General features: G+C 70.8%; 26 protein-coding genes. 11 read left to right on the forward strand and 15 right to left on the reverse strand.

All coding sequences use genetic code 11. From position 1 onward, the window contains the following. Positions 1-29: 29 nt before the first annotated feature. Genes egtD through egtA form a run of 4 tightly spaced genes read right to left on the reverse strand, consistent with a single transcriptional unit; the run spans position 30 to position 4,541 of the window. A complete protein-coding gene (gene egtD / locus ACIPC1_RS10285; protein WP_384382551.1) occupies positions 30-992 on the reverse strand; it encodes an L-histidine N(alpha)-methyltransferase in 963 nt (320 codons plus the stop codon). Then, positions 989-1,780: an ergothioneine biosynthesis protein EgtC gene (gene egtC, locus ACIPC1_RS10290; protein WP_402515222.1), complete on the reverse strand. Its 792-nt coding sequence runs from the start codon at positions 1,778-1,780 to the stop codon at positions 989-991. Before egtC ends, egtD begins: the two co-directional genes overlap by 4 nt. Continuing rightward, positions 1,780-3,138: an ergothioneine biosynthesis protein EgtB gene (gene egtB, locus ACIPC1_RS10295; RefSeq protein WP_402515225.1), complete on the reverse strand. Its 1,359-nt coding sequence runs from the start codon at positions 3,136-3,138 to the stop codon at positions 1,780-1,782. Before egtB ends, egtC begins: the two co-directional genes overlap by 1 nt. Continuing rightward, positions 3,135-4,541: an ergothioneine biosynthesis glutamate--cysteine ligase EgtA gene (egtA, locus tag ACIPC1_RS10300; RefSeq protein WP_402515228.1), complete on the reverse strand. Its 1,407-nt coding sequence runs from the start codon at positions 4,539-4,541 to the stop codon at positions 3,135-3,137. Before egtA ends, egtB begins: the two co-directional genes overlap by 4 nt. 258 nt (positions 4,542-4,799) lie before the next feature. Here egtA and ACIPC1_RS10305 point away from each other — a divergent pair, with 258 nt between their 5' ends. After that, the gene (locus ACIPC1_RS10305; RefSeq protein WP_402515231.1) at positions 4,800-5,642 is read left to right on the forward strand and encodes a TIGR02452 family protein; all 843 of its coding nucleotides are present in this window, start codon (positions 4,800-4,802) and stop codon (positions 5,640-5,642) included. A gap of 72 nt (positions 5,643-5,714) precedes the next feature. Here ACIPC1_RS10305 and ACIPC1_RS10310 read toward each other — a convergent pair whose 3' ends face one another. The 4 genes from ACIPC1_RS10310 to ACIPC1_RS10325 form a co-directional block, all read right to left on the reverse strand. Then, positions 5,715-6,161: a type II toxin-antitoxin system PemK/MazF family toxin gene (locus ACIPC1_RS10310; RefSeq protein ID WP_384382546.1), complete on the reverse strand. Its 447-nt coding sequence runs from the start codon at positions 6,159-6,161 to the stop codon at positions 5,715-5,717. Between the two features lie 83 nt (positions 6,162-6,244). Then, positions 6,245-7,738, reverse strand: coding sequence for a flotillin family protein (locus ACIPC1_RS10315; RefSeq protein WP_402515234.1), 1,494 nt, complete (start codon positions 7,736-7,738; stop codon positions 6,245-6,247). Between the two features lie 406 nt (positions 7,739-8,144). Continuing rightward, positions 8,145-8,363 carry a hypothetical protein gene (locus tag ACIPC1_RS10320; RefSeq protein ID WP_402515236.1) on the reverse strand — a complete coding sequence of 73 codons (219 nt, stop codon included), beginning with the start codon at positions 8,361-8,363 and terminating at the stop codon, positions 8,145-8,147. 53 nt (positions 8,364-8,416) lie between these two features. Further along, entirely contained in the window at positions 8,417-9,853 is a 1,437-nt protein-coding gene (locus tag ACIPC1_RS10325; RefSeq protein ID WP_402515238.1) for an amidase, read from the reverse strand. A 182-nt stretch (positions 9,854-10,035) separates the two neighbouring features. On the opposite strand from ACIPC1_RS10325, the gene ACIPC1_RS10330 reads away from it, so the two are divergent. Continuing rightward, the gene (locus ACIPC1_RS10330) at positions 10,036-11,070 is read left to right on the forward strand and encodes a LacI family DNA-binding transcriptional regulator (RefSeq protein ID WP_402515241.1); all 1,035 of its coding nucleotides are present in this window, start codon (positions 10,036-10,038) and stop codon (positions 11,068-11,070) included. Positions 11,071-11,142: 72 nt separating this feature from the next. Then, positions 11,143-12,321: a 4-hydroxybenzoate 3-monooxygenase gene (locus ACIPC1_RS10335; RefSeq protein ID WP_402515243.1), complete on the forward strand. Its 1,179-nt coding sequence runs from the start codon at positions 11,143-11,145 to the stop codon at positions 12,319-12,321. Positions 12,322-12,470: 149 nt separating this feature from the next. On the opposite strand, the gene ACIPC1_RS10340 is transcribed toward ACIPC1_RS10335, so the two are convergent. Next, the gene (locus ACIPC1_RS10340; RefSeq protein WP_402515246.1) at positions 12,471-12,671 is read right to left on the reverse strand and encodes a hypothetical protein; all 201 of its coding nucleotides are present in this window, start codon (positions 12,669-12,671) and stop codon (positions 12,471-12,473) included. 247 nt (positions 12,672-12,918) lie between these two features. Between ACIPC1_RS10340 and ACIPC1_RS10345 the strand changes: the two genes are divergently transcribed. Continuing rightward, the gene (locus tag ACIPC1_RS10345; protein ID WP_402515249.1) at positions 12,919-13,089 is read left to right on the forward strand and encodes a hypothetical protein; all 171 of its coding nucleotides are present in this window, start codon (positions 12,919-12,921) and stop codon (positions 13,087-13,089) included. 20 nt (positions 13,090-13,109) lie between these two features. Here the strand turns inward: ACIPC1_RS10345 and trxA are convergent, their stop codons facing one another. Beyond that, entirely contained in the window at positions 13,110-13,487 is a 378-nt protein-coding gene (gene trxA, locus ACIPC1_RS10350) for a thioredoxin (RefSeq protein WP_384382540.1), read from the reverse strand. 119 nt (positions 13,488-13,606) lie between these two features. Between trxA and ACIPC1_RS10355 the strand changes: the two genes are divergently transcribed. Beyond that, positions 13,607-15,040: a dihydrolipoyl dehydrogenase family protein gene (locus ACIPC1_RS10355; protein WP_402515252.1), complete on the forward strand. Its 1,434-nt coding sequence runs from the start codon at positions 13,607-13,609 to the stop codon at positions 15,038-15,040. A gap of 192 nt (positions 15,041-15,232) precedes the next feature. Here ACIPC1_RS10355 and ACIPC1_RS10360 read toward each other — a convergent pair whose 3' ends face one another. Beyond that, the gene (locus ACIPC1_RS10360) at positions 15,233-15,889 is read right to left on the reverse strand and encodes a peptide deformylase (RefSeq protein ID WP_402515255.1); all 657 of its coding nucleotides are present in this window, start codon (positions 15,887-15,889) and stop codon (positions 15,233-15,235) included. A 202-nt stretch (positions 15,890-16,091) separates the two neighbouring features. Between ACIPC1_RS10360 and ACIPC1_RS10365 the strand changes: the two genes are divergently transcribed. Next, positions 16,092-17,492 carry a PepSY-associated TM helix domain-containing protein gene (locus ACIPC1_RS10365; protein ID WP_402515257.1) on the forward strand — a complete coding sequence of 467 codons (1,401 nt, stop codon included), beginning with the start codon at positions 16,092-16,094 and terminating at the stop codon, positions 17,490-17,492. A gap of 224 nt (positions 17,493-17,716) precedes the next feature. On the opposite strand, the gene ACIPC1_RS10370 is transcribed toward ACIPC1_RS10365, so the two are convergent. From ACIPC1_RS10370 to ACIPC1_RS10380, 3 genes are all read right to left on the reverse strand, one after another. Then, positions 17,717-18,064, reverse strand: a complete 348-nt coding sequence (locus ACIPC1_RS10370; protein WP_384382536.1) for a tetratricopeptide repeat protein — start codon at positions 18,062-18,064, stop codon at positions 17,717-17,719. 69 nt (positions 18,065-18,133) lie between these two features. Continuing rightward, complete coding sequence (locus ACIPC1_RS10375) at positions 18,134-18,574, reverse strand: MarR family winged helix-turn-helix transcriptional regulator (protein WP_402515260.1); 441 nt, start codon at positions 18,572-18,574, stop codon at positions 18,134-18,136. Further along, the gene (locus ACIPC1_RS10380) at positions 18,571-19,107 is read right to left on the reverse strand and encodes a MarR family winged helix-turn-helix transcriptional regulator (RefSeq protein WP_402515263.1); all 537 of its coding nucleotides are present in this window, start codon (positions 19,105-19,107) and stop codon (positions 18,571-18,573) included. Before ACIPC1_RS10380 ends, ACIPC1_RS10375 begins: the two co-directional genes overlap by 4 nt. 214 nt (positions 19,108-19,321) lie before the next feature. Here ACIPC1_RS10380 and ACIPC1_RS10385 point away from each other — a divergent pair, with 214 nt between their 5' ends. The 3 genes from ACIPC1_RS10385 to ACIPC1_RS10395 all read left to right on the forward strand — a co-directional run bounded on the left by ACIPC1_RS10385 (position 19,322) and on the right by ACIPC1_RS10395 (position 22,341). Continuing rightward, the gene (locus tag ACIPC1_RS10385) at positions 19,322-20,287 is read left to right on the forward strand and encodes a pirin family protein (protein ID WP_402515265.1); all 966 of its coding nucleotides are present in this window, start codon (positions 19,322-19,324) and stop codon (positions 20,285-20,287) included. 680 nt (positions 20,288-20,967) lie between these two features. Next, entirely contained in the window at positions 20,968-21,936 is a 969-nt protein-coding gene (locus ACIPC1_RS10390) for an alpha-glucosidase C-terminal domain-containing protein (protein WP_402515268.1), read from the forward strand. Between the two features lie 186 nt (positions 21,937-22,122). Then, positions 22,123-22,341, forward strand: a complete 219-nt coding sequence (locus tag ACIPC1_RS10395; RefSeq protein ID WP_402515271.1) for a hypothetical protein — start codon at positions 22,123-22,125, stop codon at positions 22,339-22,341. Positions 22,342-22,587: 246 nt separating this feature from the next. On the opposite strand, the gene ACIPC1_RS10400 is transcribed toward ACIPC1_RS10395, so the two are convergent. Next, complete coding sequence (locus ACIPC1_RS10400) at positions 22,588-23,301, reverse strand: carboxymuconolactone decarboxylase family protein (protein WP_402515274.1); 714 nt, start codon at positions 23,299-23,301, stop codon at positions 22,588-22,590. Between the two features lie 75 nt (positions 23,302-23,376). Here ACIPC1_RS10400 and ACIPC1_RS10405 point away from each other — a divergent pair, with 75 nt between their 5' ends. Both ACIPC1_RS10405 and ACIPC1_RS10410 read left to right on the forward strand, forming a co-directional pair. After that, a complete protein-coding gene (locus ACIPC1_RS10405) occupies positions 23,377-24,015 on the forward strand; it encodes a TetR/AcrR family transcriptional regulator (protein WP_402515277.1) in 639 nt (212 codons plus the stop codon). A 453-nt stretch (positions 24,016-24,468) separates the two neighbouring features. Next, positions 24,469-24,783 (forward strand): transposase, encoded by a 315-nt coding sequence (locus ACIPC1_RS10410; protein ID WP_402515279.1) that lies wholly within the window; start codon positions 24,469-24,471, stop codon positions 24,781-24,783. Positions 24,784-24,809 lie beyond the last annotated feature (26 nt).

Raw genomic sequence — 24,809 nt, forward strand, 5'->3', positions numbered from 1 at the left:
CACACCGTGGATGACGTACGCGGCCGCCGCTACCCGGCGGTGCTCAGCGACAGTGCGAAGCGGCCCGCCGCGTCCGTCCACCAGTGGGCCAACTCGAAGCCCGCCGAAGCCAGTTCACCGCGGACGCCCTCCTCGCGGAACTTTGCCGAGATCTCGGTGCGCAGTTCCTCGCCGTCCGCGAAGTCGACGGTGAGGTCGAGGGCGGGGATCTTCACGGTCTGCTCGGTGCCCGAGCGCAGCCGCATCTCGATCCACTCCTTCTCGGCGTCCCAGAGGGCGACGTGCTCGAACGCGTCGGGGTCGAAGTCGGCGCCGAGCTCGCGGTTGACGACGCTGAGCACGTTCTTGTTGAACGCGGCGGTCACCCCGGCCGCGTCGTCGTACGCGGCGACGAGGACCGACTCGTCCTTGACCAGGTCCGTACCGAGCAGCAGCGTGTCGCCGGGCGACAGCAGGGATCGTACGGAAGCCAGGAACGTGGCGCGTTCGGCGGGCAGCAGGTTGCCGATCGTGCCGCCGAGGAAGGCCACCAGCCGCGGCCCCGGCGTGCCGGGAAGGGCGAGACCGCCGGTGAAGTCGGCGATCAGCGCGTGCACACCGAGCTCCGGGTGCTCGGCGATCAGAGCGTGCCCTGCCTGCGTGAGGGCGGACTCGCTGACGTCGACCGGCACGTACGTGTGCAGCCCCGGCAGCGCGTCGAGCAGGAACCGCGTCTTCTCGGACGAGCCGGAACCCAGCTCGACGAGGGTGCGTGCGCCGGTCGCCCCGGCGATCTCGGCGGCTCGGGCGATCAGGATCTCGCGCTCCGCCCGGGTGGGGTAGTACTCGGGCAGTTCGGTGATCTTCTCGAAGAGTTCGCTGCCGTGAGCGTCGTAGAACCACTTCGGCGGCAGGGATTTCGGGGTGCGGTTGAGACCGTGCAGCACATCGGCGCGCAGGGCGGCCTCTGTGGCGCCCTCGGTCAGGGTGCGGGTGAGAAGGAACGGACTCACGTGCGGGGCTCCTTCGATGGTGCTGATGCCATGTGGGCGTGCGGGTCCTTCAACGGGGTGAGCAGCACGTCGTCGCGGGTCGCCGACAGCAGCGTGCGATCCGGCACCTCCTGCCAGCGCGGGTCGTCGTCGTACGGCTCGGACGCCACGACCGTGCGGTGGCCGGGCTCGGAGAGGTACCAGAGGGTGTCGCCCCACGCCGTCGCGGTGATCGAATCGCCGTTGGTGAGGAGCAGGTTGAGCCGGGATCCGGGCGCCGCCTCGGACACCTCGACGACCGTGTCGGCCAGCGCCTGGCTCTCGTCGTCGCCCCTGCGCAGCCGGTGCAGCAGCAGCGCCCAGACGAGCGCCGAGTCGCAGCGCGCCTCCATCGACAGCAACTCCACGGCGGGCAGGCTCTGGACGAGCGGGGCGAGGGAGCGCGGCCAGCCGAGCACCGCGCCGTTGTGGCTGTACAGCCAGGGTCCCGCGGCGAACGGCGCCGCCGCGGCCTCCCCGTCCGCGCCCGCCAAGGTCGCGTCCCGGACCGCCGCGAGCAGCGCGGTCGTCCTGACGACACGGGCCAGGTCGGCGAACGACTGGTCGCCCCAGATGGGCCCGGTACGGCGGTAGCGGGCCGGTACCGGATCACCGTCCGCGTACCAACCCACCCCGAAACCATCGGCGTTGACCGTGCCGTACCGCTGCTGCCGGGGTGTCCAGGACTGCTGGAACAGGCTGTGCGGCGGCTCCACGAGCAGGCTGCCCATCGTCTCCGCGGACCCCAGGAACGCGAGATGACGGCACATCAGGCATCCCCCGAGCGTGCCGTACGGAACCCGGAGAAGATCTGCCGCCGGATCGGATAGTCCCAGTTGCGGAACGTGCCCCGGCAGGCGACCGCGTCCACCGCGAACGAACCGCCGCGCAGCACCCTGTGCTCCGGCCCGAAGAACACCTCCGAGTACTCCTTGTACGGGAAGGCCGCGAACCCGGGGTAGGGCGACAGTTCGCTCGACGTCCACTCCCACACATCGCCGATCAACTGCCGTACGCCGAGGGGTGATTCACCGGCCGGATAGCTGCCGGCCGGGGCCGGGCGCAGATGGCGCTGTCCCAGGTTGGCATGTTCGGGGGTGGGGTCGGCGTCGCCCCACGGGTAGCGCGTGGAGCGGCCGGACGCCGGGTCGTGGCGGGCCGCCTTCTCCCACTCGAACTCGGTGGGCAGCCGCCGCCCCGCCCAGCGGGCGTACGCGTCCGCCTCGTACCAACTGACGTGCAGCACCGGCTCGTCGGGTGGCACCAGCTCGGTGACGCCGAAGCGGCGCCGCAGCCACTGCCCGCCTTCGCGGCGCCAGAACAGCGGTGCCTCGATGCCGTGTGCCCGGATGTGGTCCCAACCCTCCGGGGCCCACCAGCGTGCGGTGCCGTAGCCGCCGTCCGCGATGAAGGCCTGGTACGCGGCGTTCGTCACCGGCGTGGTGTCGATGAAGAACGAGGGGACCATGCGCTGATGCGCGGGCCTCTCGTTGTCCAGCGCCCACGGCTCGGTGGACGTGCCCATGGTGAACGGACCGCCGGGAACGAGGACTTCGGCGGGTCCGGTGAACAGGGGTGCGGGCGCGGGGTCCGGGGCGGTCAGGGCCGCCGGTCCCCTGCGGAGCTGATGGGTGATCAGCATGGTCTCGTCGTGCTGCTGTTCGTGCTGCGCGATCATTCCGAAGGCGAAGCCGGCCTCGGTCAGCCGGGTGGCGCCGAACGCGGTGCTTTCCAGGATGTCCAGCGCCCGCCCGCGTACCTCGGCGGCGTACTGGCGGGCCTCTCCTGGCGGCAGCAGCGGCAGCGTGGGCCGCTCGGCCCGCGGATGCTCGAACGCGTCGTACAGCCCGTCGATCTCCGGCCGCATCGCGTCGCGCCCGGCGACCGCCCGCAGCAGCCACAGCTCCTCCTGGTTGCCGATGTGCGCCAGGTCCCACACCAGCGGGGACATCAACGGCGAGTGCTGCGCCGTCAGTTCGGGCTCCTCGACGCACGAGGTGAGGAGCGCGGTGCGGTCACGGGCCCTGGTGAGCGCGTCGAGGGCGCGCTCCCTGAGCGACTCCGGGTCCGTGGATGACGCTGACTCCGTGGGTGACGCTGACTCCGTGAGGGATTCGGGGGCGGTCATGAGCCGATGTCCTTCCGGTGGGACCGACCGTGGAACTGACCGTGGGGCTGGTCATGGCACTGGTCATGGCGCTGGTCATCGAACTGGCCGTGGGGCTGGTCATGAGGCCGGTCATCGAACGGGTCGCGGCGCTGGTCGTCGGACCGGGCCCCGAGCCGGGCGAGCAGATCGTCGGCGGGGCAGCGGCCGCGGGCCACAAAGCGCTCGGTGTACTCGGCGACGGCATCCAGAACCTCGGTCGTGGCGCCGAGCCTGGGCAGGGCCTCGGCGGCCGCCGCGAAACAGATGACGGCGACCTCGTGCAGCTCGGGATCGGTCAGACCGTGGCGTGCGGCGTCCTCCCACAGCGGATTGCGCGGAGCGGGCAACGAGCCCGCCCGCTCCGCGAGGGGCTTGACGGTCCGGTAGGCGATCTCGGCGGCCTCCGGGTCGTCGAAGAGGGCCGTCGTGACGGCGAGCGGGACGATCCATCCGTGGTCGCCCGGCTGCGCGTCGATCATGCGGAGTTCCAGGTGGCCGCGCGGGCGCACCGGCGGGAACAGGGTCGTCAGGTGGTAGTCGAGGTCCGCCCGGTCCGGCGGGTTGTCGGAGCGGGTCCACTCCCGGAAAGTCAGGCCTTCCGGTACGTCCCAGGGGCCGTCCGGCGCCCGAACGCACATCACCGGCGCGTCCAGAACACGCTGCACCCAGGCGGCACGCGGTTCGGGCCCCAGCGGCGGCGCGTCGGTCCGCCCGGGATCCATCGCCGCCCACAGCGACTGCCGCGAGGAGCGCCAGCCGGTGTGCCGCCCCCGGGCCATCGGCGAGTGGGCGAACGCGGCCACCAGGACCGCACCCAGCTGGTGCGCCATCCACCAGCGGCGCCCGTGCCCGAGCGGGCCCGGTTCCTCGTGGCCGGCGTCCAGGCACACCTGGACGGAGGCGGAGGAGCACATCATGGCGCGGCCCTCGGGGCCCGCGCGGTCCAGATACCGCTCCATGGCGTCGTACCGCGGCTCATGAAGGAAGCGGCTCGGGGGGTTCCAGGGATCCTGGCCGTAGCCACTGAGGCCGAGACCCACCTCGCGCAGTACCGCGCGTACGGCGTCGAGGTCGGCGGACACGGACCCGATGCACTCCATCAGGGAGGCGGCCGGAAGGGAGCTGAGCTCCAGCTGTCCGCCGGGTTCGACCGTGAGCGCCGAACGCAGGGGCAGGGTCCGCAGTGCGGCGTAGGCCGCTTCCAGTCGTTCTGGTGTTGCCGGGAGCCGCGGCTGCCACAGCTCGTGGACGAGCCATTCCACTTCGACACCGAGATATCGAGGGGGTCCGGTCTTGAAGCAGATGCCTCGGACCAGCGCTTCCACCTCGGCCTCGGTGACGGCGGAGCGGAGCTCCGTACAGTCACTCGCCGAATCGGACATGTCGGGATCCTCCTGAGATTCCACCATGCCGCCGGACCGGCATCTGTGGCGCCGGACCGGCAGTGCTCGTCCCACCCAAGACCACATACGCCGCTTCGCACAAGGGTGCGTTTCACGGCTTTGGGGGCCCGGGAAACACTGTTTGCAAGCCCGGGAAACTCTGTTGCGCCGCATGACCAGCATCGCTCACGATGCGTTCATGAGCACGACGGGGGAGATCGCGCGGGACGCGCTCGTGGCGCGTACGGGGGTGGCGCCATGAGCGCGCGCCTGCGCGGTATCGCGCATCACACGGAGGAGATCGTCGCGGCGGGTTCGTACCGCGCGTCCGACGGACGCGAGGTGCCGATCGCCGCGGCGGTCGAGGCCGCGCGGGCGGGGACGCGGATGTACGGGCCGGAGCCCGTGGGCGCGTCCCTGGCCGACGCCGTGGACACAAGGTTCGAGGTCACGGGCGAGAGCAGCCTGGAGGCCGCCCGGCGGCTCGTGGATGGAACAGACCCTGTCGCCGTCCTGAACTTCTCCTCGGCGCGCAATCCCGGCGGCGGCTATCTCAAGGGCGCGCAGGCCCAGGAAGAGGCCCTCTGCCGGGCCTCCGCGCTGTACACCTGCCTGCTGCGGGCGCGGCCGTTCTACGACCACCACCGCGCTCACCGCGACCCGTTCTACACGGACCGTGTCATCCACTCACCCGCCGTGCCCGTCTTCCGTGACGACCGCGGGCGCCTCCTGGACGAGCCGCACCCGGCCGGTTTCCTGACGGCCGCGGCACCCAACGCCGGAGTCGTCCGGCGCACCGCCCCTGACCGCGCGCCCGAACTGCCCCAGGCCCTGGCCGTACGCGCCGAGCGGGTCCTGGAGATCGCGGCGGCCCACGGCTACCGACGGCTGGTGCTCGGCGCATGGGGCTGCGGGGTCTTCCAGAACGATCCGGCGCAGGTGGCGGGCGCCTTCCACGGCCTGTTGGTCAAGGGCCGCTTCGAGGGGTACTTCGAGCATGTCGTGTTCGGGGTCCTGGACCGTACGGCGGGTTCGGCGACGCGAGGCGCATTCGAGCAGGCGTTCGCATCGGAACTCTGGGCCGGTAAAGCGCCCCGCTAGGGGCGCGGGGAACTGCGCGACCAGCCACGACGGCCCCGCAGGTTCTCCACAGCCTTTATGCGCGGGTGGCGCTCAGCGCCACCCGTACCGCTCCTGCAACCGCCGCACAACAGAGTTGAACCGCATCCGGTCCAGCGCACACGCCTCGCGCCGCATCCCGTCCTCGTGCAGCCGCAGTACGCGATCCACGTCCACCCACGAGTCCCGGCCGGTTCGGTCCCACGGCCCGCTCCCGATCGGCACCCACTCCCGGTCGCCGTCGTGCCGCTTGCTCGACAACTGGACGGCGAGGAAGGTGCCCGCGGCCTCGCGGGCGACGACGAGCACCGGGCGGTCCTTGCCCCGGCCGTCGTTCTCCTCATAGGGCACCCACGTCCAGACGATCTCGCCCGGGTCGGGGTCGCCGTCGTGCGCGGGGGAGTACTCGGTCCGCACCCGGCCCACCTTGCGGGGCTCGGCCTCCGTGGTCGCGGAGGGGCCGTGGCGGCCGGGGACATCTTCATCGGTCGATGCAGTCACGAGGGTCACGTTACTTCGGGGGCGGGGGGCCCAGGCTTCGGGGGCAGGGGAGGTCAACTCCCCTGCCCCCGAAGCTCACCGCCTCACGCCTTGTCCTGCTCCACCGGCACCTTCTCCGAACGCGGCGGCGGCACAACGCCGTTGAGCCCCGAGGGCCCACTCTCCGCACTCGTACCGTTCTGGTTCATCGACGCGAGCACCTGCCGTGCCAGGCCGAGCCCCGTACCGCCCATGGTGAGTGCCTTGGCGAACATGTCGGACATGCCGTCCGCGCCGTTGAGCAGCACCATGTGCTCGACGTTGCCGAAGGCGCTCGCGCCGGCCCGGACGATCTCCGGCCAGTTCTCGGCGAGTTGCTGGGCGACCACGGCCTCCTGGTTCTCGGCGAGGGCGGCGGCCCTCGCCTTGATGGCCTCGGCCTCCGCGAGACCCTGGGCGCGCGTCGCCTCGGCGGCGGCGAGCCCCTTGGCCTGAGCGGCGGCGGCCTCGGCCTCACCGGTGGCCCGGGTCGCCGTCGCGGCGGCGGCGCCCCGCGCCTTCGTCGCCTCGGCCTCGGCGCCCGCGGCCGCCTTGACCCGGTTCGCCTCGGCCACTGCCGCGAGCTCGGTCTCCTGCGCCTTGGCCTGCGCGGCGGAGATCCGGGCGTCACGCTCGGCCTCGGCCCGTGCGCGTGTCTCGTACGCCTTGGCGTCGGCCGGCTTGCGGACGTCCGCCTGGAGTTGCTGCTCACGGCGCTGCGCCTCGAGTTCGGCGATCCGCGTCTCCTGTACGACGACGTCCTGCCGGGCGGCGGCGTCCGCGAGCGGTCCGGCCTGCTGTGCCTTGGCGGATGCCTTGTCGCGCTCGGCCTGGTAGCCGGCCTGGAGGATCTCGCTGTCCCGGGTTGCCTCCGACATCCGGGCCGCGGCCTTCTGTTCGGCCTCGGTGGCCAGCCGGTTCGCCTCGGCCTGTGCGATGCGTGCGTCGCGCTGTACGGCGGCGGCGTGCGGCATGGCCAGGTTCTTGATGTACCCGGTCGGATCCTCGATCTCGTGGATCTGCAGCGAGTCGACGATCAGACCCAGTTTCTCCATCTCCGTCCCGCAGGCGGCCCGCGTCTGGCCGGTCAGTTTCTCCCGGTCGCGGATCATTTCCTCGACGGTCAACCCGCCGACGATGGACCGCAGATGACCGGCGAACACGTTGTGCACCCGCTCCGACATCAGCTTCTGCTGGTCGAGGAAGCGACGGCCGGCGTTGGCGATCGACACGAAGTCGTCGCCCACCTTGAAGATGACCACGCCCCGCACCTTGAGCGGAATGCCCTGGTGGGTCACGCAGTCCACGTGCAGTTCGGTCTCGTTGAGGTCGAGCGAGATCTTGCGCACCGCCTGCACACCCGGAATGACCAGCGTGCCGCGCCCCGTCACGATGCGGAATCCCATGCCCTCTTCGAGGCCCTCGGTGCGATGCTTCGAACCGGAGATGATCAGAGCTTCGTTGGGCTCCGCGACCCGCCACATGAGCTTGAAGACCACCACGATGAAGATCAGTGCGAGAACGACCGTCCCCGCCACGACGCCGACAATCATCGGCATTCGCCCCCTTTGGATGGTGCCCTTTCGGCACCGAACGAAGGGAGTGTGCTCCTGCGCAACACCGCGGTACAGACGCTGACGAATCCTTGTTGCAATCTTGACGACTACGGCATCTCACCTGGGACGAGAGGCGCACAGACGAGCCATTGACGCACCAACTGCCTTATGCCGCGGGGGAGTCGGCTGCCGCCCGCCCGAGGATGCGTCAACTGCCGTACACCGCCGACGAGGCAACTGGCCTTACGCCGCTGACGAGTCGATTGTCCTACGCCACGGACGCGTCAGCCGTCGTACGCCGCTGACGAGTCGACTGTCCTACGCCGCGGACGCGTCAGCCGTCGTACGCCGCTGACGAGTCGACTGTCCTACGCCGCGGACGCGTCAGTCGCCCTACGCCGCGGACGCGTCAGCCGTCGTACGCCGCGGAGACGTACACGGTCCGCGGCGGCAGGTACTCCACCACCATCACCACCGTGCCCGGCTCGATGCGGTCCTTCGCGGCGGCGGCATACGCGAGGAAGTGCTCGGCGCCGCCGCGCACCCGGACGATCACCTCGCCGACAAGCCCGGGGCCGACCGTGCCGGTGACCCGCCCCATCAACCCGACCATCGACGCATCGCCCATGGTCACAGACTACGGCCGGTGGCGGCCGGTCACAGCGTGCCGGACGAACTCCCTTACTTCGCAGGGAAGTCGGCGGCCGTGGCGAGCGGCGGCCACAGCTCGGGCCAGCGCTGATCCGCCTCCAACTGCGCGGCCAGCGAGATGAGCAGTGGCTCGCTGTTCGCGGGGCCCAGCAGCTGCGCCCCGACGGGCAGGCCGTCGCCCACGAAGCCCGCGGGGACGTTCACCCCGGGCCAGCCCAGCACGTTCCACGGCCAGGCGAACGGGCACGCGGCGATCATCGCCCGGTCGGTGCCGAGCCCGTTCAGATCCACCATCGAGCCGATGCGCGGCGGGGGAGCGGCGGTCGTCGGCGCGAGGAGAACGTCGTACGACTCGAAGAGCGCGCCGATCCGCCGGTGCAGTGCGGCCTCGGCCCGGCGGGCCAACCGGAGCGGGGTTCCGCCGAGGACGCGGCCCAGGCGGGCGGCGTCGCGGGTCCGCCGGTCGAGAAGGTCCTGCTGCGGTACGTCGCGTACGCGTTCGGCGAGGCCGACCGTCGCGCGCGGGATGAACGACAGCCCGATCCGCCCGTACCGCGGCTCCGCCTCCTCCACCGTGTGCCCGAGCGCCGTCAGCCGCTCCGCGAGTGCGAGAACCTGCTCTCGTACGGCGGGATCGAGGCGGGCGGGCAGCGCCGTGAACGGCGGCTTCAGCGACAGCGCGATCCGCAGCCGGCCCGGATCGCGGCCCACCGCGTCCGACACGCACAGCGCGGGGGGCCGGTGCAGATCGCCGTCGTGCTGACCGCTCGCCGCGTCCAGGAGCAGGGCCGCGTCGGCGACGGTGCGGGCGAGCGTGCCGTTGACGGTGATGCCCTGGAACGACTCCGGGCGCGGCCAGGTCGAGATTCGGCCACGCTGCGGTTTGATGCCGATCAGATGGGTCCAGGAGGCCGGGATGCGGACCGAGCCCGCGCCGTCCGAGCCCAGCGCGGCCGGGACGAGCCCCGCCGCCACGGCTGCCGCGGAGCCCCCGGAGGAGCCGCCCGGTGTGTGATCGGTGTGCCAGGGGTTGCGGGTGGCGCCGAAGGCGGGTCCCTCGGTGAAGGGCCACTGCCCGAGTTCGCAGGTGTTGGTCTTGCCGACGACGATCGCGCCGGCCGCGCGCAGCCGGCGTACGGCTTCCCCGTCAGCGGCCTGGCGCGGGAACTCGCCCCGGCAGCCGAACGCGGTCGGCTCGCCCGCCACGTCCATGTCGTCCTTCACCGCCACCGGCACCCCGAGCAGCGGCCGCCGTACCCCCGCGGCCAGTTCCTTGTCCGCCGCGTCGGCCTCGGCGAGCGCCGCCTCGGCGCGCACCAGGCGGAAGGCGTTCAGGGAGGGCTGGGTCGCCTCGATCCGGGCCAGCGCGCGTTCGACCGTCTCGCGCGCGGTCACCGTTCCGTCGGCGAGGGAGCGCGCACATTCGGATAGACCTGGGGCACGGTCGGGAGCCGTGTCTGGAGTCATGTCGGGAGCCAACGAGGACACCTCCGAAGCACGTCGTCTACCGAACGGTAACCTCCGGGCGGGCCGTCCGGTACGGGTTGTCGAACATCCTTTGTGGAAGGGGGAGTTCCAGCCACCTGGTGCCCGCGGGCTTCTCTCGGCGCGGAGCGGCGTGCCGCGGTTCTGCAAGGATGCGTCCCGTCATGGTGCAGATACCAAAGCAGTCCGCCCCGTCAGCGCCCACACAGCGAACCGTGCCGACGAGTGCCGATGTGGCCCGTCTGGCGGGCGTCTCCCGCGCGACCGTCTCATACGTCCTGAACAACACCAGCGCCGTCCGGATCAGCGAACCCACCCGCCGCCGCGTCCACGAGGCGGCCAAGGAACTCGGGTACGTCCCGCACGCCGCCGCCCGCAGCCTGCGCGCCGGCCACAGCCGCATGGTCCTGATGCCCGCGCCGTCCGTACCGGTGGGCCTGCTCTACAGCCAGTTCTTCAACGAACTCCAGTGGGCACTGAGCCGCCTCGACTACACGGTCGTGCAGCACGGCAGCGCCGGCCTGCACGACGACGAGGCCGCCCGTGTCTGGGCCGAGCTGCGGCCGGTCGCCGTACTCGTGCCCGACAGCAGGCTCGGCCCGGAGGGCGTGGCCGTCCTCAAGGGCTCCGGCGCCCGGGCCGTCGTCACGATGGGACCTGATCGCGTCGAGGGCGCGCACGCGCTGCTCATGGACTACGAACGAGTGGGTCACTGCGCGGGCGCCCACCTCGTGGCCCGTGGCCGCCGCCGCATCGGCGTCGTGGTGCCGCGGGAGGCCGGCCTGGACATCGTCTCCGGGCCCCGCCTCGAAGGCGTACGGCGCGCCCTGCACGGCACCGACGCGACGGTGACCGAGCTGCCGCTCGCGTACGAGGAGCAGGCCGCCGCCCGTCTTGCGGCGCGCTGGCGCTCACTCGGCCTCGACGCCGTGTTCGCGTACAACGACGAGTACGCGATGCTGCTGACCCGCGCCCTCCAGGACGAGGGCATCGCCGTCCCGGACGAGACGGCTGTGGTCGGCGCCGACGACCTGATGCTCGGCAGGCTGCTGCGGCCCCGGCTGAGCACCGTGCACATCGAGCTGCCGTCGGGTCGCGACCTGGCCGAACTGGTGGACCGTGTGGTGCGCGAGCCCGGTGCCGCAACCGAAACGCACGAGGTGCTGGGCGCGAGAATCGTGCACCGCGAGTCGAGCTGAGAGAGGCTGGGGACTGTTCCCCGGCCGAAGCCGGGGACCGTTCCCGGGCTGGATCGGACACGGAGGCGCGTCATGCGGACCACGGTCGGCATCATCGGCGGGGGTCCCGCCGGGCTGCTGCTGGCCCGGCTGCTGCACCGGGCGGGCATCGACTGTGTCGTCCTGGAGAGCAGGACCCGGGCGTACGCCGAGCAGCGCCAGCGCGCCGGAATGCTGGAGCAGGGCACGGTCGACGCGCTGCGCGAGTGCGGCGCCGCCGACCGGCTGGACGCCGAGGGCCTGATCCACCACGGCATCGAGCTGCGCTTCGACCGCGAACGCCACCACATCGACTTCCCCGCCCTTACCGGTGGCCGCACCGTCACGATCTACGCCCAGACGGAGATCGTGAAGGACCTCGTCACCCTCCAACTCGCCGACGGACCACCGCTGTTGTTCGAGGCGGAGGCGATCGCCATCGAGAAGCCCGACAGCGACGCGCCTCTCGTGCGCTTTGTGCACCAGGGTCGCGAGCAGACCCTGAGCTGCGACTACGTGGTGGGCTGCGACGGTTCCCACGGCATCGCGCGCCAGGCGTTCCCGGCCGAGGTGAGCCGCACCTACGCGCACGACTACCCCTACTCCTGGCTCGGGATCCTCGCCGATGTGCCGCCCTCCTGCGAGGAGTTGATCTACGCGCGCGGTGACAGGGGCTTCGCCCTGCACAGCATGCGCTCACCGTCGGTGTCGCGGCTGTACCTCCAGGTCCCCAACGGCACCGATGTCCATGACTGGCCCGACGAGCGCATCTGGGACGAGCTCGCGGCGCGGTTCGCGATCGACGGCGACTGGCGGCTGGAGCGCGGGCCCATCACGTCCAAGTCCGTGACGACGATGCGGAGTTACGTCCACGAGCCGATGCGCCACGGACGGCTCTTCCTCGCCGGGGACGCCGCCCACATCGTGCCGCCGACCGGCGCCAAGGGGCTCAACCTCGCGGTGTCCGACGTCCGGGTGCTGGCGCGTGGCTTCGCGGCGCTGCACCACACGGGATCGGCCGAACTCCTCGACCGCTACTCGGAGTTGAGCCTGGCCCGAGTGTGGCAGGCGACTCGCTTCTCGTACGACATGACCAGGATGTTGCACGCTCAACCAGACGGGGACGCCTTCGAACGCCGGGTGCAGCTCGCACGTCTGCGCCGGATCACGGCATCCCGTCCCGCGGCCGCCGAACTGGCCGCGAACTACACGGGGTTACCCCTCGCCCTGTGATGTCCAGCGGCCTCTCGCAGAGCCGTCGTGCCGCTGCCCGACCTCAAGACCTGAGCGTCCCGCCCGCTGTCGGTGCGGTGAGTACGCCGTCACCGAGCCAGCCGCCCGCGAGAGGCTCGGCAGCGTGACACTCGCCACCGCCGAGGACATCACGAGGACCGCAGGGGACCGCCCGCGCCACCCAGTCGCCCCGTCGTCCAGTCGGACAGGCCCTCGGGCGCCCGCACTTCGCCCGCGCCGCCGTCCTGCGCAAGGTGGGCAAGCTGTTCGCCTCGCACGCCGACGAACTGCGCGACTGGAGCGTCCGAGAGCCCGGCTCCATCCCGGGCAAGGCCGACTTCGAGCTCCACGTCGCCGCCCACGAGTGCTACGAGGCTGCCGCGCCGGCCTCGCGCCGACGGGCTGCACATACTGCCCGGTGGCCCGGTGGCCCGGTGGCCCGGTGGCCCGGTGGCCCGGTGGCCCGGTGGCCCGGTGGCCGGGCGCGCACCGGTTGCCGACCCCCACCAGGTGCCGGTGTCTCCACGTCGACCTGGGGCTCGTTCTCCCACCTGGGCCGGATCTGCATGACGACGGGCCGCCGGTCTAGTGCGCGCCTTGCTCTACGAGGAGTACGTCGAGCGGCTCGCCCCGAAGGCCCTCTCCCCCTCAGGCGGCATCGCGGCCTCCGGCGCCGGCGCCCGCCTCGGCGGTGAAGCCAACCTGGAGGCCTTCACCGAGGTGCGCTGGACGACGGTGAGCGGCGGCGCGGCGCCGTACCCGTTCTGAGCGTGGAAGCGGGGCGGGGCTTACTGGCCGGCCTGGGCCTGCTGCTCCGCGACGGACTTGCGGACCTCGTCCATGTCCAGCTTGCGGGCCTGGCCGATCACGTCCTCCAACGCGGCCTGGGGCAGCGCCCCGGGCTGGGAGAAGATCGCGACCTGGTCGCGGACGATCATCAGCGTCGGGATCGACCGGATGTCGAAGGCCGCGGCCAGCTCGGGCTGCGCCTCCGTGTCGACCTTGGCGAACACCAGGTCCGGGTTGGCCTCGGCGGCCTTCTCGTAGACGGGGGCGAACCCACGGCACGGCCCGCACCACGACGCCCAGAAGTCGATCAGGACGAACTCGTTGTCCTTGACCGTCTGGTCGAAGTTCTCCTTGGTGAGCTCCACGGTGCTGCTCATGCCTGTCTCCCACTTTCTCGAGTCGGTTCGTGCCGGTTCGCACAACGCCGCCTTCCGGTGCCGTATTCCGCGCCCGTACCCGTGTGGCCATGAAGCACACCAGGAACCAGACTGGTCCCATGACGGAAACGGAATCCATCGCGTACGACGTCGTGGTGCTCGGTGCCGGGCCCGTGGGGGAGAACGTCGCGGACCGCGCCCGCGCGGCCGGCCTCTCCGCCGCGATCGTGGAGAGCGAACTGGTCGGCGGCGAGTGTTCCTACTGGGCCTGTATGCCCAGCAAGGCCCTGCTGCGCCCGGCCATCGCCCGCGCCGACGCCCGCCGCGTGCCCGGCCTCGGCCAGGCGGTGCAAGGCCCCCTCGATGCCCCCGCGGTCCTCGCCCATCGCGACTCCTTCACCTCCCACTGGAAGGATGACGGCCAGGTCGGCTGGCTGGACGGCATCGGCGCCGACCTGTATCGCGGGCACGGACGGCTCGCGGGACCACGCACAGTGACGGTCGAGGGGCCGGACGGTGAGCGGCAGGTGCTGACCGCCCGGCACGCGGTCGCCGTATGCACCGGCACCCGCGCCCTGCTCCCCGACCTGCCGGGACTCGCCCAGGTCAAGCCCTGGACCAGCCGCGAGGCCACCAGCGCGCAGGCCGTGCCCGGCCGGCTCGTCGTGGTCGGCGGCGGTGTGGTCGCCGTCGAGATGGCCACCGCCTGGCAGGCCCTGGGCTCCCAGGTCACGGTCCTGGTCCGCGGCAAGGGCCTGCTGCCCCGCATGGAACCCTTCGCCGGGGAACTGGTTGCCGAAAGCCTGAAGGAGGCGGGCGCGGAGGTGCGCACCGGCACCTCGGTGTCCGCGGTGACCCGCGAGGGCTCGACCGTGGTCGTCCTGACGGACACCGGTGACCGCCTTGTGGCCGACGAGATCCTCTTCGCGACCGGCCGGGCGCCCCGCACCGATGACCTGGGCCTTGACACCGTAGGCCTGGAAGCGGGGGCCTGGCTCGACGTGGACGACAGCCTCCGGGTGATCGGCAGCGCGTGGCTGTACGCGGTCGGCGACGTCAACCACCGCGCGCTCCTCACCCACCAGGGCAAGTACCAGGCCCGTATCGCGGGAGCCGCCATCGCCGCCCGCGCGGCCGGCGTACCGCTCCTGGAGTCGGACCCCTGGGGCGCCCATGCCGCCACCGCCGACCACGCGGCCGTCCCCCAGGTCGTCTTCACCGACCCGGAGGCCGCCGCGGTGGGCCTCTCACTGGCCGAGGCCGAACAGGCGGGCCACCGGGTCCGGGCCGTGGACGTGGAGATGTCCGCGGTGGCGGGCGCGGGTCTGTACGCGGACGGTTACCGCGGCCGGGCCCGCATGGTCGTCGACATCAACCGCGAGATCCTCCTCGGCGTCACCTTCGTCGGCCCCGGAGTGGGCGAACTGATCCACTCCGCGACCGTCGCCATCGCCGGCGAGGTCCCCATCGGCCGCCTGTGGCACGCCGTCCCGTCCTACCCGACGGTGAGCGAGGTGTGGCTGCGGCTGCTGGAGGCCTACCGGGACGCGTAGCCGAGCGGGCCCGGTGCCCATGTCGGGGTACGGGGCCCAGGGAGACGGTGCGGTTCAGCGGGGGAGGTCGAAGCCGAGGGCTGCGGCTGCCTCTTGTGGTGTCGGCTGCGGCTGCTGGGAGGCCTACCGGGACGCGTGGGCGAGCCGGCCGGGTTCCCCGACGGGATACCCGGCCCAAGCAGACGGCGCGGCTCAGGCAGGGAGGTTGAAGCCGAGGGCCGCGGCCGCCTCCCGCGGCGTCGGCTGCGCCCAGTGCTCGGCCATTGCCTGGTTCGAGGACAGTGAGCGCGTCTCCGCAAGGTCGAGATAGAGCACACCGCCCAGGTGATCCGTCTCGTGCTGGACGATCCGCGCGGGCCAGCCCGTGAACACCTCGTCGACCGTGTGACCCTCCTCGTCCAGTGCGCGCAGCCGCACCTCGGCATGCCGGGGCACCACGGCCTGCCAGCCCGGCACGCTCAGGCAGCCCTCGAAGAACACCGCACGGGCGGCGCCGATCCCCTCGTACGACGGATTGACCAGCACCCGGAACGGCTGCGGCACCCGTCCGCGGACCAGCCGCACCTCCTCGGACACCGGCGCCGGGTCCTCGACGACGGCGAGCCGCAGGGGTACGCCGACCTGTGGCGCCGCGAGGCCGACACCGGGCGCCGCGTGCATCGTCGCGCGCAGGGCGGCGACGAATCGGGCCAGCAGCCCCGCGTCCAACTGGCCGTCGAAGGGCTCGGCGGCCCGGCGCAGCACCGGGTCTCCGGCGGCCACGATCGGCAACGGGCCTTCGTGGGAGAGGAGTTCCTCGACCTGGTCGCTGAGGGAGCGGGAGGTGCTGGGGTCACGTTCGGTTGCCATCGCGCCAGGATGTCAAGCGGTCCGACGCGGAGCGAGTCGGCACGGGGCGAGTCCCCACCTTCTCCAATGTGACGCATGCCACTCGCGGGCCCGGGAACTCCTCGCGCCCGCGCTCCGACTACTGGACCGCCACCGGTGAAGGGAGCCCCACTCCCGGCCCACGGCCCGATTCCGTCCCCTTCCTGACCGGAGAACCCCGCCGATGTCCACCGCTCCCCCGATCACGACGGACGAGTCCCCCCAGTCCGCCACGCCGGCATCCACCCGAAGAGCCTGGTCCTCGCTGCGTCCCCTGGTGCTGCGCCTGCACTTCTACGCAGGAGTGCTCGTCGCCCCCTTCCTGCTGGTCGCCGCGTCCACCGGCTTCCTGTACGCCGCCTCGTACCAGGCCGAGAAGATCATCTACTCCCACGAGATGACCGTCCCGGTCGGCGACGAGAAGCTGCCGCTGTCCGAGCAGGTGGCCGCGGCCCGCAAGGCCCACCCGGAGGGCACGATCTCGGCGATACGCCCCTCGCCGGAGGCCGATGCGACGACCCGGGTGATGCTGTCGGGCACCCCGGGCGTCGACGCCGACCACACCCTCGCGGTCTTCGTCGACCCGTACACCGCGAAGGTGCGCGGGGCCCTGGAGCAGTACGGTTCCACCGGCGCGCTCCCGCTGCGCACCTGGATCGACGAGTTCCACCGCAACTTGCACCTTGGCGAGAACGGCCGCCTCTACAGCGAACTCGCCGCGAGCTGGCTCTGGGTGATCGCGAGCGGCGGCCTGGTGCTGTGGTTCGCGCGCCGACGTTCGCAGCGCAAGGTGCGTGGGACCAGCGGGCGCCGCCGCACCCTGGGGCTGCACGGCACCGTCGGCGTCTGGGCGGCGGTCGGATTCATCTTCCTCTCGGCGACCGGCCTGACCTGGTCGACGTATGCCGGGGCGAACATCGACGTCCTCAGGACCTCGCTCGGCCAGGCGACGCCCTCGGTCTCCGCTGCGGCGGGCGGCGAGCACGCCGAACACGAGGCCGCGGCCGCGACGGGCGACGCGGAGGGCGGAGCGGGTATCGACGAGATCCTCGCCGCGGCCCGCGCCAAGGGCCTCGGCGACCCGGTCGAGATCACCCCGCCCGCTGACGCCTCTTCCGCCTACGTCGTCAAGCAGGTCCAGCGCAGCTGGCCCGAGAAGCAGGACGCGGTGGCCGTCGACCCGACGACCGCCGAGGTCACCGACGAACTCCGCTTCGCCGACTACCCGGTGCTCGCCAAGCTCACCCGCTGGGGCATCGACGCCCACATGGGCGTCCTCTTCGGCCTGGCCAACCAGATCGTGCTGATGGCCCTCGCGGCTGCGCTGATCCTTCTGATCGTCCTGGGCTACCGCATGTGGTGGCTGCGCGGACGCGCCTCCGCGTTCGGCCGCCCCATCCCGCGCGGCGCCTGGCAGCAGGTCCCGCCGCAGATCCTGGTCCCGGCCATGGCGGCCGTCGCCGTGCTCGGCTACTTCGTGCCGCTGTTCGGCATTCCGCTGGCGGTGTTCATCGCCGTCGACGTGCTGCTCGGCGAGATCGCGCACCGGAGGGGGAAGCGCGCGTACGTCGCTGAAAACCCTTAGCCCGTCCGGCATTTGAGGACGAGCGCGTTCCGCGCGATACGGGGTCTGGGGGCGGAGCCCCGGGGGACGGGAAGGGGCAGGGGTGGAGGGGGCGAAAACCCGTCGACCCCAGCCACCACCGGCCCGTTGCTGTTGCTCTGCGTCAGCCATCCACCCGGCCCTCGCCGAGGGCGCACGCGAAAAGGCCGGTCACCGCGGTGACCGGCCTTTTCGCCGCAGGGCTGTTACACCCGCTCGAAGTCGCCCACGAGCGCCGAGGCGATCCGCAGGTGCGGCTCCGCCTCGTCGGCCCGTCCCTGACGCTGAAGCGTGCGCCCCAGCATCAGCCGGGCGTAGTGCTCGACCGGGTCGAGCTCCACGAGTACGCGCAACTCGGCCTCGGCGCGCCACAGTTGGGCCGAGTGGTAGTACGAGCGGGCCAGCAGCAGCCGGGGCCCGACCAGTTCCGGCGCCTCCTCGACCAGACCACCCAGAACCCGCGCCGCCCCGGTGTAGTCCCTGGCATCGAAGAACATCCGCGCCCGCTCCCAGCGCTCCGCGGCCGTCCCGTGGTCGTAGTACATCGTGTCCACCGCTGACCTCCTTTGACGGCCTCAACAGGCGCAGGTGGTTGAATATTCCACTACTGCAAGGTGGTGGGATTACACGTCTGCGAGCTCCGCGTTGGCCCGCTCGGTGACCAGAGTGAGTACGCGACCGGCGGTCGCCAGGTCCTCGGCTGGGATGCCCGCGTACAGCCGGGCCGAGACCTCGCGTACGCCTGGCTGGATTCGGTCGAAGAGCTCCTGGCCGCTGTCCGTGAAGGACACCTGCCCCGAGCTCGACTCCTCCAGCAGCTTCAGAGCTGTCAACTCGTCGACGATCTCCCGGGCCGCCGACTCCTCGATCTTCAGTGACCCGGTCAGGCGGCTGATGATCCAGTCATCCTCGACGGTGCCGCCCTGACTCGAGACGGCATTGAGGGTCACCGACTGGTGGAACGTGGTTCCGGTGCGGGCCAGTACCGTCTCCAGTACTGCCCGGGCTGCGTAGTGGGCCAGGGCTATGACCTGGCCGTTGGCGGGTGGAGTGGCGGTGGTCATGAGTGCTCCTTCTCGGAAAGTACTTGCTTGGGGTGTTCCTGTTCGGGGCGTTCCCTCTGCGGGTGTTCCTGCTCGGAACGTGGATCGAGTGGTACGTCGAGCAGTGCCGCCAACTCACGGCTGAACGCCTGTGTGCGCTCGCCGTGGAATCCGCCGAGGGGTTCGAGGAGCTGGTCCAGGAGGTCGTGGACCACCCCGATGGCGCGGCGCGTGACCTCGTGTCCCTCCTCCGTGAGTGACAGCTGCATCGCCCGGGGATCGGCCGGATCCCGTGTCCGGTCGACGATCCCGGCCGTCTCCAGGGCGCGGGCGAGCTTCGAGACGTAGAGCGCTTCGAGTCCGGTGTGGTCGGCGAGCGCACGCTGGCTCGGCCGGCGGCCACCCCTGTGCATGCCGTACAGCGATGCCACCAGCGAGTACTGCGCGTGGGTCAGACCCAGCGGCGCGACCGCCCGGTCGACGGCCACCCGCCACTTCATCGACAGGCGCCAGACGAGGAAGCCGGGCGTCGCGTTCTCAGGTACCGAACTCATGCAAGAAACCGTACATGGCTACTATATCCATGGCTACTATTTTGAGATCGGTCCGACCAACGGCGTACGCGTCCGAGGCCTCGGACCTAGGCCCGGACCTAGGCCCGGACCTAGGCCCGGACCTAGGTCCTCTGCCCGGATCTGCGCCGAGTGCCCCTCAATGGGCGGGTCGATGGCCTGACGTCGGGTCCCCGGCGGGGCTAGGTTGTGGGCCATGAGCAATCTTGATCGCGAGGCAGTGCCCGCCCTGTGCGGTGGCCGCGGTTTTGTGGTGGCCGAACCGGTGCGCGAACTCCTCAGCCCCCGCAAGGTCAAGCTCGGTGAGTCCACCGAGGTCCGCCGCCTGCTGCCCAATCTGGGCCGCCGCATGGTCGGCGCGTGGTGCTTCGTCGATCATTACGGGCCCGACGACATCGCCGAGGAGCCCGGCATGCAGGTCCCGCCGCACCCGCACATGGGCCTGCAGACCGTCAGCTGGCTGCACGAGGGCGAGGTGCTGCACCGCGACTCCACGGGCAGCCTGCAGACCATCCGGCCGCGCGAACTGGGCCTCATGACCTCCGGCCGGGCCATCAGCCACGCCGAGGAGAGCCCCAAGTCGCACGCCCGCTTCCTGCACGGCGCGCAGCTCTGGGTCGCCCTGCCGGACAGCCACCGCCACGCCGACCCGCGCTTCGAGCACCACGCCGACCTGCCTCTCGTCACGGCCCCCGGCCTCCGTGCCACGCTCATCCTGGGTACGGTCGACGGCACGGCCTCACCGGGCACGACGTACACCCCGATCGTCGGCGCCGACCTGGCCCTCGCGAGCGGTGCCGACGTACGCCTGCCCCTGGAGCCCGACTTCGAGTACGCCGTACTGGCCATGTCCGGAGAGGCCCACGTCGACGGCGTACCGGTACTTCCCGGCTCGATGCTCTACCTCGGCTGCGGCCGCACCGAACTTCCGCTGCGCGCCGAGTCCGACGCGGCCCTCATGCTCCTCGGCGGCGAACCGTTCGAGGAGGAGCTGATCATGTGGTGGAACTTCATCGGACGGTCCAACGAGGACATCGCACAGGCCCGTTCGGACTGGATGGCAGGCTCGCGGTTCGGTGAGGTGGTGGGGTACGACGGTGCGCCGCTACCCGCTCCTGAACTTCCGCCGGTGCCGCTGAAGCCGCGGGGACGGGTGCGCTGACCTCGGGGTTCAGCCCTGGTGCAGGCCTCTCGGGGGAGGCGGCGTCCCTGCTCGACACCCCGTCATCCTGAGGAGGAGATCGCTCCTGGGGAATCCCTCGACGGACAGCCTGCGTTCTCATGTCTGGACATCTGCGGGCGGGTCAGCCTCATGCTGACTCAATGTCGCCGGTCGTGTTCACGCTCCACGTACGCGGGAAATTGCGGCAACCCATCGTTGTCGCCCACGCTGATCGACCGGTGAACCTCCAGAGCGAAGGGCCCAGGAGGGTGAAGGGGGAGCCCAGCGGCCGGACCAGCTGGGCCCTCATCCACGTTCTGCCCACTCGCTCCGTCACGTCCGTGACACGCCACCCGGCCTGGCGGGCCAGTGCTGCAGCCGCCGAGACAGCGTCGACCTGTACGGTCGGAATTTCAGATGAGCCGATGATGCGGTGCACGGAATCCTTCGAGGGGCCGCCCGGCAAAGTATCGTCCGCCGCGACCCGCAGCGGCGATGCGCTCCACGCCGGGGGCACCCGCGGCAAGGTACAACCGGTAGCGCAGATCCTTCAGGTCGGCCAGGGGTCCCGGCGTGACGCATGGCTGGTCGATGCGCCGTTGGCTGCCGCGCTGCGCCCTGGGCTCATCGTGACTCGTCTCGGCATCGTGACCCACCAACTCCCTGTGAAGCGACCGTACTTGACGCATGCGTCCCCGTCCGCTTCGGATCATCGCAACTCATCGGCGACTGCGTGGAGTCCCACGGCCGGCGCCTTCTACTGGAAGCTGTGGTTCGGTCCTGGCTTCGACTACAACCTGCTCAGCAACACGGTCGAGGTGGAGCGGATCGAGAAGTTCTGGCTCGACACCGGAATCGACGGATTCATGTGGGACGTGGGCACGACGGACTCCCGCTGGAAGAATGCCGCGATCGACCTCCCCACGACCTACACCCCCACCGACAAGTGGCTGACCCGCGAACGCGCCAACTCCTCCAACGCCGTGGAGAGCCAGAAGTTCGGATTCACGTCCTGGTTCAACTACGAGGACACCGACACGGAGAACGACTACTCACGGATCGTGGACGGCACCACCGACGCGAACGGTCTGGAGGCCGCACTCCACAACACCGACATCGCCCGCGAGCTGGGAGCGACCACACACACCTGGAGCATCTGGGGCGACGATCCGGCCACGAACCTCGAACCGCACACCTATCCCACGTATCCCAGGGATGACGTGATGCGGGTCCAGGAAGCCGCGCTGCTCGCCGGGTCCGGAATGCTTTACGGATCGGGCATGTACGACCAGTACATCCGTTGGTCTCCGAAGCTCAAGACCAACTGGGAAAAGGTGCTGCAGACCGTCAACGCCAACAAGGCCCTGCTCCCAGCAGCCAGCCGGAGGCGCGTTCCCGTCGGGGATGACCCGAAGGCGTACGCCATGCAGCGCACGAGCGAGGACGGCAAGCAGACGGCACTGCTCGTCTACAACTTCAGCGACACCGCGAAGAACGTGACAGTGCACCTGAACGGTACGGGCATCGACACCACGCAGACGCCGAAGGACCTCTACAACGGCGGCAAGGCGCCCGCCATCAAGGGCACTGAGTACACGGTCAGCCTGCCGGCGTACGGATTCAAGATCCTTGACGTGACGGATCGTTAGCCTTGATCGTTCAATGGCCCCCGTCAGTTCGCTGACGGGGGCTTTGTGCTTGTCATTCCCCCGTTCCGTGGAGACCTTCCCACGCAGTCAGGTCCTCGGTGAGACTGGCCGTGGAGTCTCCTCCTCCGCGCCCGGGATCGAGTCGGACAGCGTCGCCGGCCGCTCCGCGCACCCACCCTGCGGGCGGTGGTCAGCGTGATCTCGCACGCCTGGCTGCACATGTTCGGCGTACTGGACGGGACGAGGGTCGTGCCGCCGGAGGGGCCCACGCACGGACCACGTGTCGGGCTGGTCAACGGCCTAGACGACCAGCCTTCCGTTCTCGCCGGCACGCTGCTGACGGTGGCCAGGGCAGCCGACGTACGGCAATCGCGCGGACCCGCAGGCGGTGTGCGGGTCTTGTGACCGTAGGCCATCTTCTTCAGCCGCTCACCCTCGGCGGCGGTCAGCAGCACGGGGCGGGCGCAGGCTATGCACCTGGCAGAAGGAACGGCCGATCTCGCGAAGTGAATCACTGACGGTTGTGCAGGCTGCCGCGCCGCGGTGGCGTCGCAGGCTCGCCCAACAATGCCCTGGACTGCGCCTGCGGCCTGCACTATGACGGACCGGCCCTGCGGTCCGAGTCGTGTGCGGGGTGCAGGCTACGGGCGGTCAGGCGTTCCCGGCCGTCTGCTTTCCCTGCCGTTCCTCCTGGTCGGCCAGCAGCCCATCAAGGACGTTCAGGGCGCGCCACGTCCGGGTCATCCCGAAGGTCGCGGTGGCTCGGACGGCGGCGCGGACCTCATCGGGCGTCGCCCCTGCTCGCAGCGCGCGGCCGATGTGGACGCGGAAGCTCTCCTGGAGGGTCTGGTAGAGGACGTCCACCGTCATCGTGGCGAACGTCCTCTCGCGGATGCTGATCCGGGACATGCCGGCGCGCATCCGTGACTGCAGGTCCATGTAGTCGGCGAAGCCCGGGTCGAGAGCGCGCACCTCAGCGCGCGTCGGCGCAGGGATAGGACTGCCCGTACCGTCCGCGTTCACCGGGTGGCCCTGGCCGGTCGGGCCGGGCAGGCCGTGTTTGCGCTCGATCTCAGCCAGCCGCTCCAGCGCGGCCAGCGCCGCCGGATAGCCGCTGTCGTAGGAGATGAAGCGGAGCAACTCGCGCAGGTCGTCGGCGTCGAGGCCGTTGTCCAGGGCGGCCCGCACGTGCAACTCGTAGGGCATCCCGAGAATCTGTTCGCAGACGTCGGCAACGAGGCTGAGCAGGATCCGCTCCCGCGGCGTCAGTTCTTGTCCTTCCCCGGCGAGTTGGAAGCTCGCGGCGGCCATCTCGGCGAACACCGGGTCCAGTTCCTTGACTGTGGCCTGGGTGGGCAGCGTCATGGTGAATCCCCTTAAGTTAACGGCTGTAGGGCTACGACTGTAGCCCTAAGGGCTGTCCCATTACAATGCCGGATCATGGATGCCAGCACGCCGGCCCGAAAAACCGCCCGCGCTGCGCCGCGCGGCCGTAACCCGCGCGGCCAGGGTGAGCGGCTGCGCGCCGAGATCGTCGAGGCGGCGCTGCGGCTGCTCGACGAACTCGCCGACGACCAGGCACTGTCGCTGCGTGCGGTCGCCCGCGAGGTGGGCATCGCAGCAACCTCCGTCTACATCCACTTCGCCGACCGCGACGCGCTGGTACTGGCCGCGCTGGAGCAGTGCCATGCGGGCCTGCTGCGCGCGGTGGACGACGCGGAGTCGGGCGCCGCCGACCCGGTGGCCGCGTTGCGCGCCCGTACAGCGCTGCTCGGCGCGTGGTCCCGCGAACACCCGGGCCTGTACAAGGTGCTGCACGAGAGCACCCTCAATCGGCGCACGGACATGTCCTTCAGAGGTGAGATGGCCGAGCGCACGACCGCGGCGATCCGCCGCTGCATGGACGCCGGGCTGGCACCCCGCGACGACGCGGAGACCGTCTCCCTGGACCTGCGCACGGCCGTCCACGGCGCAGTCTCGACACGCGTCAACCAGCCCGAGCTGCCCTGGCCCCCACTGGAGGAACAGGTGGACCGGTTCCTTGTGAAACTGGTCGGCGTCCCACCCGCTAGGAAGTGACGGCGGTGGGGTGCGCGGCGAGATGGCTCGGTGCTGCGCCACGGGTGACCGATCCAGGCAGACCTGGCTCCGCGCTCCGGACCCGGCGCAGGGCTTGGTCGCGTCCTGGGCGAGCCGCTGGCGTAAGGCGGAGGCCGAGGCTGGAGATGCAGCGCGCGGTGAGCTTCCGCAGCCAGTTTCGGGAACAGGCGGGTGCGGCCGAAACGATGGCCGATACGCAGGAAGAGGTCGTCGAGTTCACGGCCCTAAGCCACGTCCGGAAGGTCGTCGCACACGCCGGAAGCCTGGCCCGACCGCGTCCCAGGCGGCTCTCGGTCCACTCCTTGGTGGGACCGTCCACCACGACCGCACCTGACACACCATCAGCCAACAGTATTCCCGACGAGGCTTCTGACCAGGCCAGATAGCGAAACGCTGCTGGAATCAGTACTCCGGCCGTAGATCGTGATCTTCATGCCCGCGCGGCTTGTCACTGGCAGCGGCAGGCCCGGGCCAGCCGCTGCCAGTGGGACGTGTCATGGAGGGGCGGGCGACGAAAGGTGTTTTCCCGGCCTCGGCACCCAACTCGGCGCCCGGGTGCTCGCCGAGATCGGAGACGACCGACAACGGTTCCCCGACGCCCGCGGCCTGAAGGCATACGCTGGCGCCTCACCCATTCGCCGTGAGCAGGGTCGAAGCCGGGGCGCAGCACCGGATACACAGAACTCGCGGGGTTGTTCCGCCGGGCGGTGGTGGACGTCAACGAGGAACGTTTGCTTCGCGAACTGACTCCGGCTGCGATCGTTCACCGCTCC

The organism is Streptomyces sp. NPDC087263 (assembly GCF_044744645.1).
In the GTDB taxonomy this organism is placed as follows: Bacteria; Actinomycetota; Actinomycetes; order Streptomycetales; family Streptomycetaceae; genus Streptomyces.

What these genes read in the sequence shown, in the direction of transcription:
- ACIPC1_RS10315 (WP_402515234.1), bottom strand. Translation starts at nt 7,738, where the DNA reads ATGCCGATGATTGTCGGCGTCGTGGCGGGGACGGTCGTTCTCGCACTG.
- ACIPC1_RS10325 (WP_402515238.1), bottom strand. Translation starts at nt 9,853, where the DNA reads ATGACTCCAGACACGGCTCCCGACCGTGCCCCAGGTCTATCCGAATGT.
- ACIPC1_RS10385 (WP_402515265.1), top strand. Translation starts at nt 19,322, where the DNA reads ATGAGCAATCTTGATCGCGAGGCAGTGCCCGCCCTGTGCGGTGGCCGC.
- ACIPC1_RS10360 (WP_402515255.1), bottom strand. Translation starts at nt 15,889, where the DNA reads ATGGCAACCGAACGTGACCCCAGCACCTCCCGCTCCCTCAGCGACCAG.
- ACIPC1_RS10365 (WP_402515257.1), top strand. Translation starts at nt 16,092, where the DNA reads ATGTCCACCGCTCCCCCGATCACGACGGACGAGTCCCCCCAGTCCGCC.
- ACIPC1_RS10405 (WP_402515277.1), top strand. Translation starts at nt 23,377, where the DNA reads ATGGATGCCAGCACGCCGGCCCGAAAAACCGCCCGCGCTGCGCCGCGC.
- trxA (WP_384382540.1), bottom strand. Translation starts at nt 13,487, where the DNA reads ATGAGCAGCACCGTGGAGCTCACCAAGGAGAACTTCGACCAGACGGTC.
- egtC (WP_402515222.1), bottom strand. Translation starts at nt 1,780, where the DNA reads ATGTGCCGTCATCTCGCGTTCCTGGGGTCCGCGGAGACGATGGGCAGC.
- ACIPC1_RS10355 (WP_402515252.1), top strand. Translation starts at nt 13,607, where the DNA reads ATGACGGAAACGGAATCCATCGCGTACGACGTCGTGGTGCTCGGTGCC.
- ACIPC1_RS10335 (WP_402515243.1), top strand. Translation starts at nt 11,143, where the DNA reads ATGCGGACCACGGTCGGCATCATCGGCGGGGGTCCCGCCGGGCTGCTG.
- ACIPC1_RS10305 (WP_402515231.1), top strand. Translation starts at nt 4,800, where the DNA reads ATGAGCGCGCGCCTGCGCGGTATCGCGCATCACACGGAGGAGATCGTC.
- ACIPC1_RS10375 (WP_402515260.1), bottom strand. Translation starts at nt 18,574, where the DNA reads ATGACCACCGCCACTCCACCCGCCAACGGCCAGGTCATAGCCCTGGCC.
- ACIPC1_RS10400 (WP_402515274.1), bottom strand. Translation starts at nt 23,301, where the DNA reads ATGACGCTGCCCACCCAGGCCACAGTCAAGGAACTGGACCCGGTGTTC.
- egtB (WP_402515225.1), bottom strand. Translation starts at nt 3,138, where the DNA reads ATGACCGCCCCCGAATCCCTCACGGAGTCAGCGTCACCCACGGAGTCA.
- ACIPC1_RS10320 (WP_402515236.1), bottom strand. Translation starts at nt 8,363, where the DNA reads ATGGGCGATGCGTCGATGGTCGGGTTGATGGGGCGGGTCACCGGCACG.
- ACIPC1_RS10330 (WP_402515241.1), top strand. Translation starts at nt 10,036, where the DNA reads ATGGTGCAGATACCAAAGCAGTCCGCCCCGTCAGCGCCCACACAGCGA.
- ACIPC1_RS10410 (WP_402515279.1), top strand. Translation starts at nt 24,469, where the DNA reads ATGCCCGCGCGGCTTGTCACTGGCAGCGGCAGGCCCGGGCCAGCCGCT.
- egtA (WP_402515228.1), bottom strand. Translation starts at nt 4,541, where the DNA reads ATGTCCGATTCGGCGAGTGACTGTACGGAGCTCCGCTCCGCCGTCACC.
- ACIPC1_RS10380 (WP_402515263.1), bottom strand. Translation starts at nt 19,107, where the DNA reads ATGAGTTCGGTACCTGAGAACGCGACGCCCGGCTTCCTCGTCTGGCGC.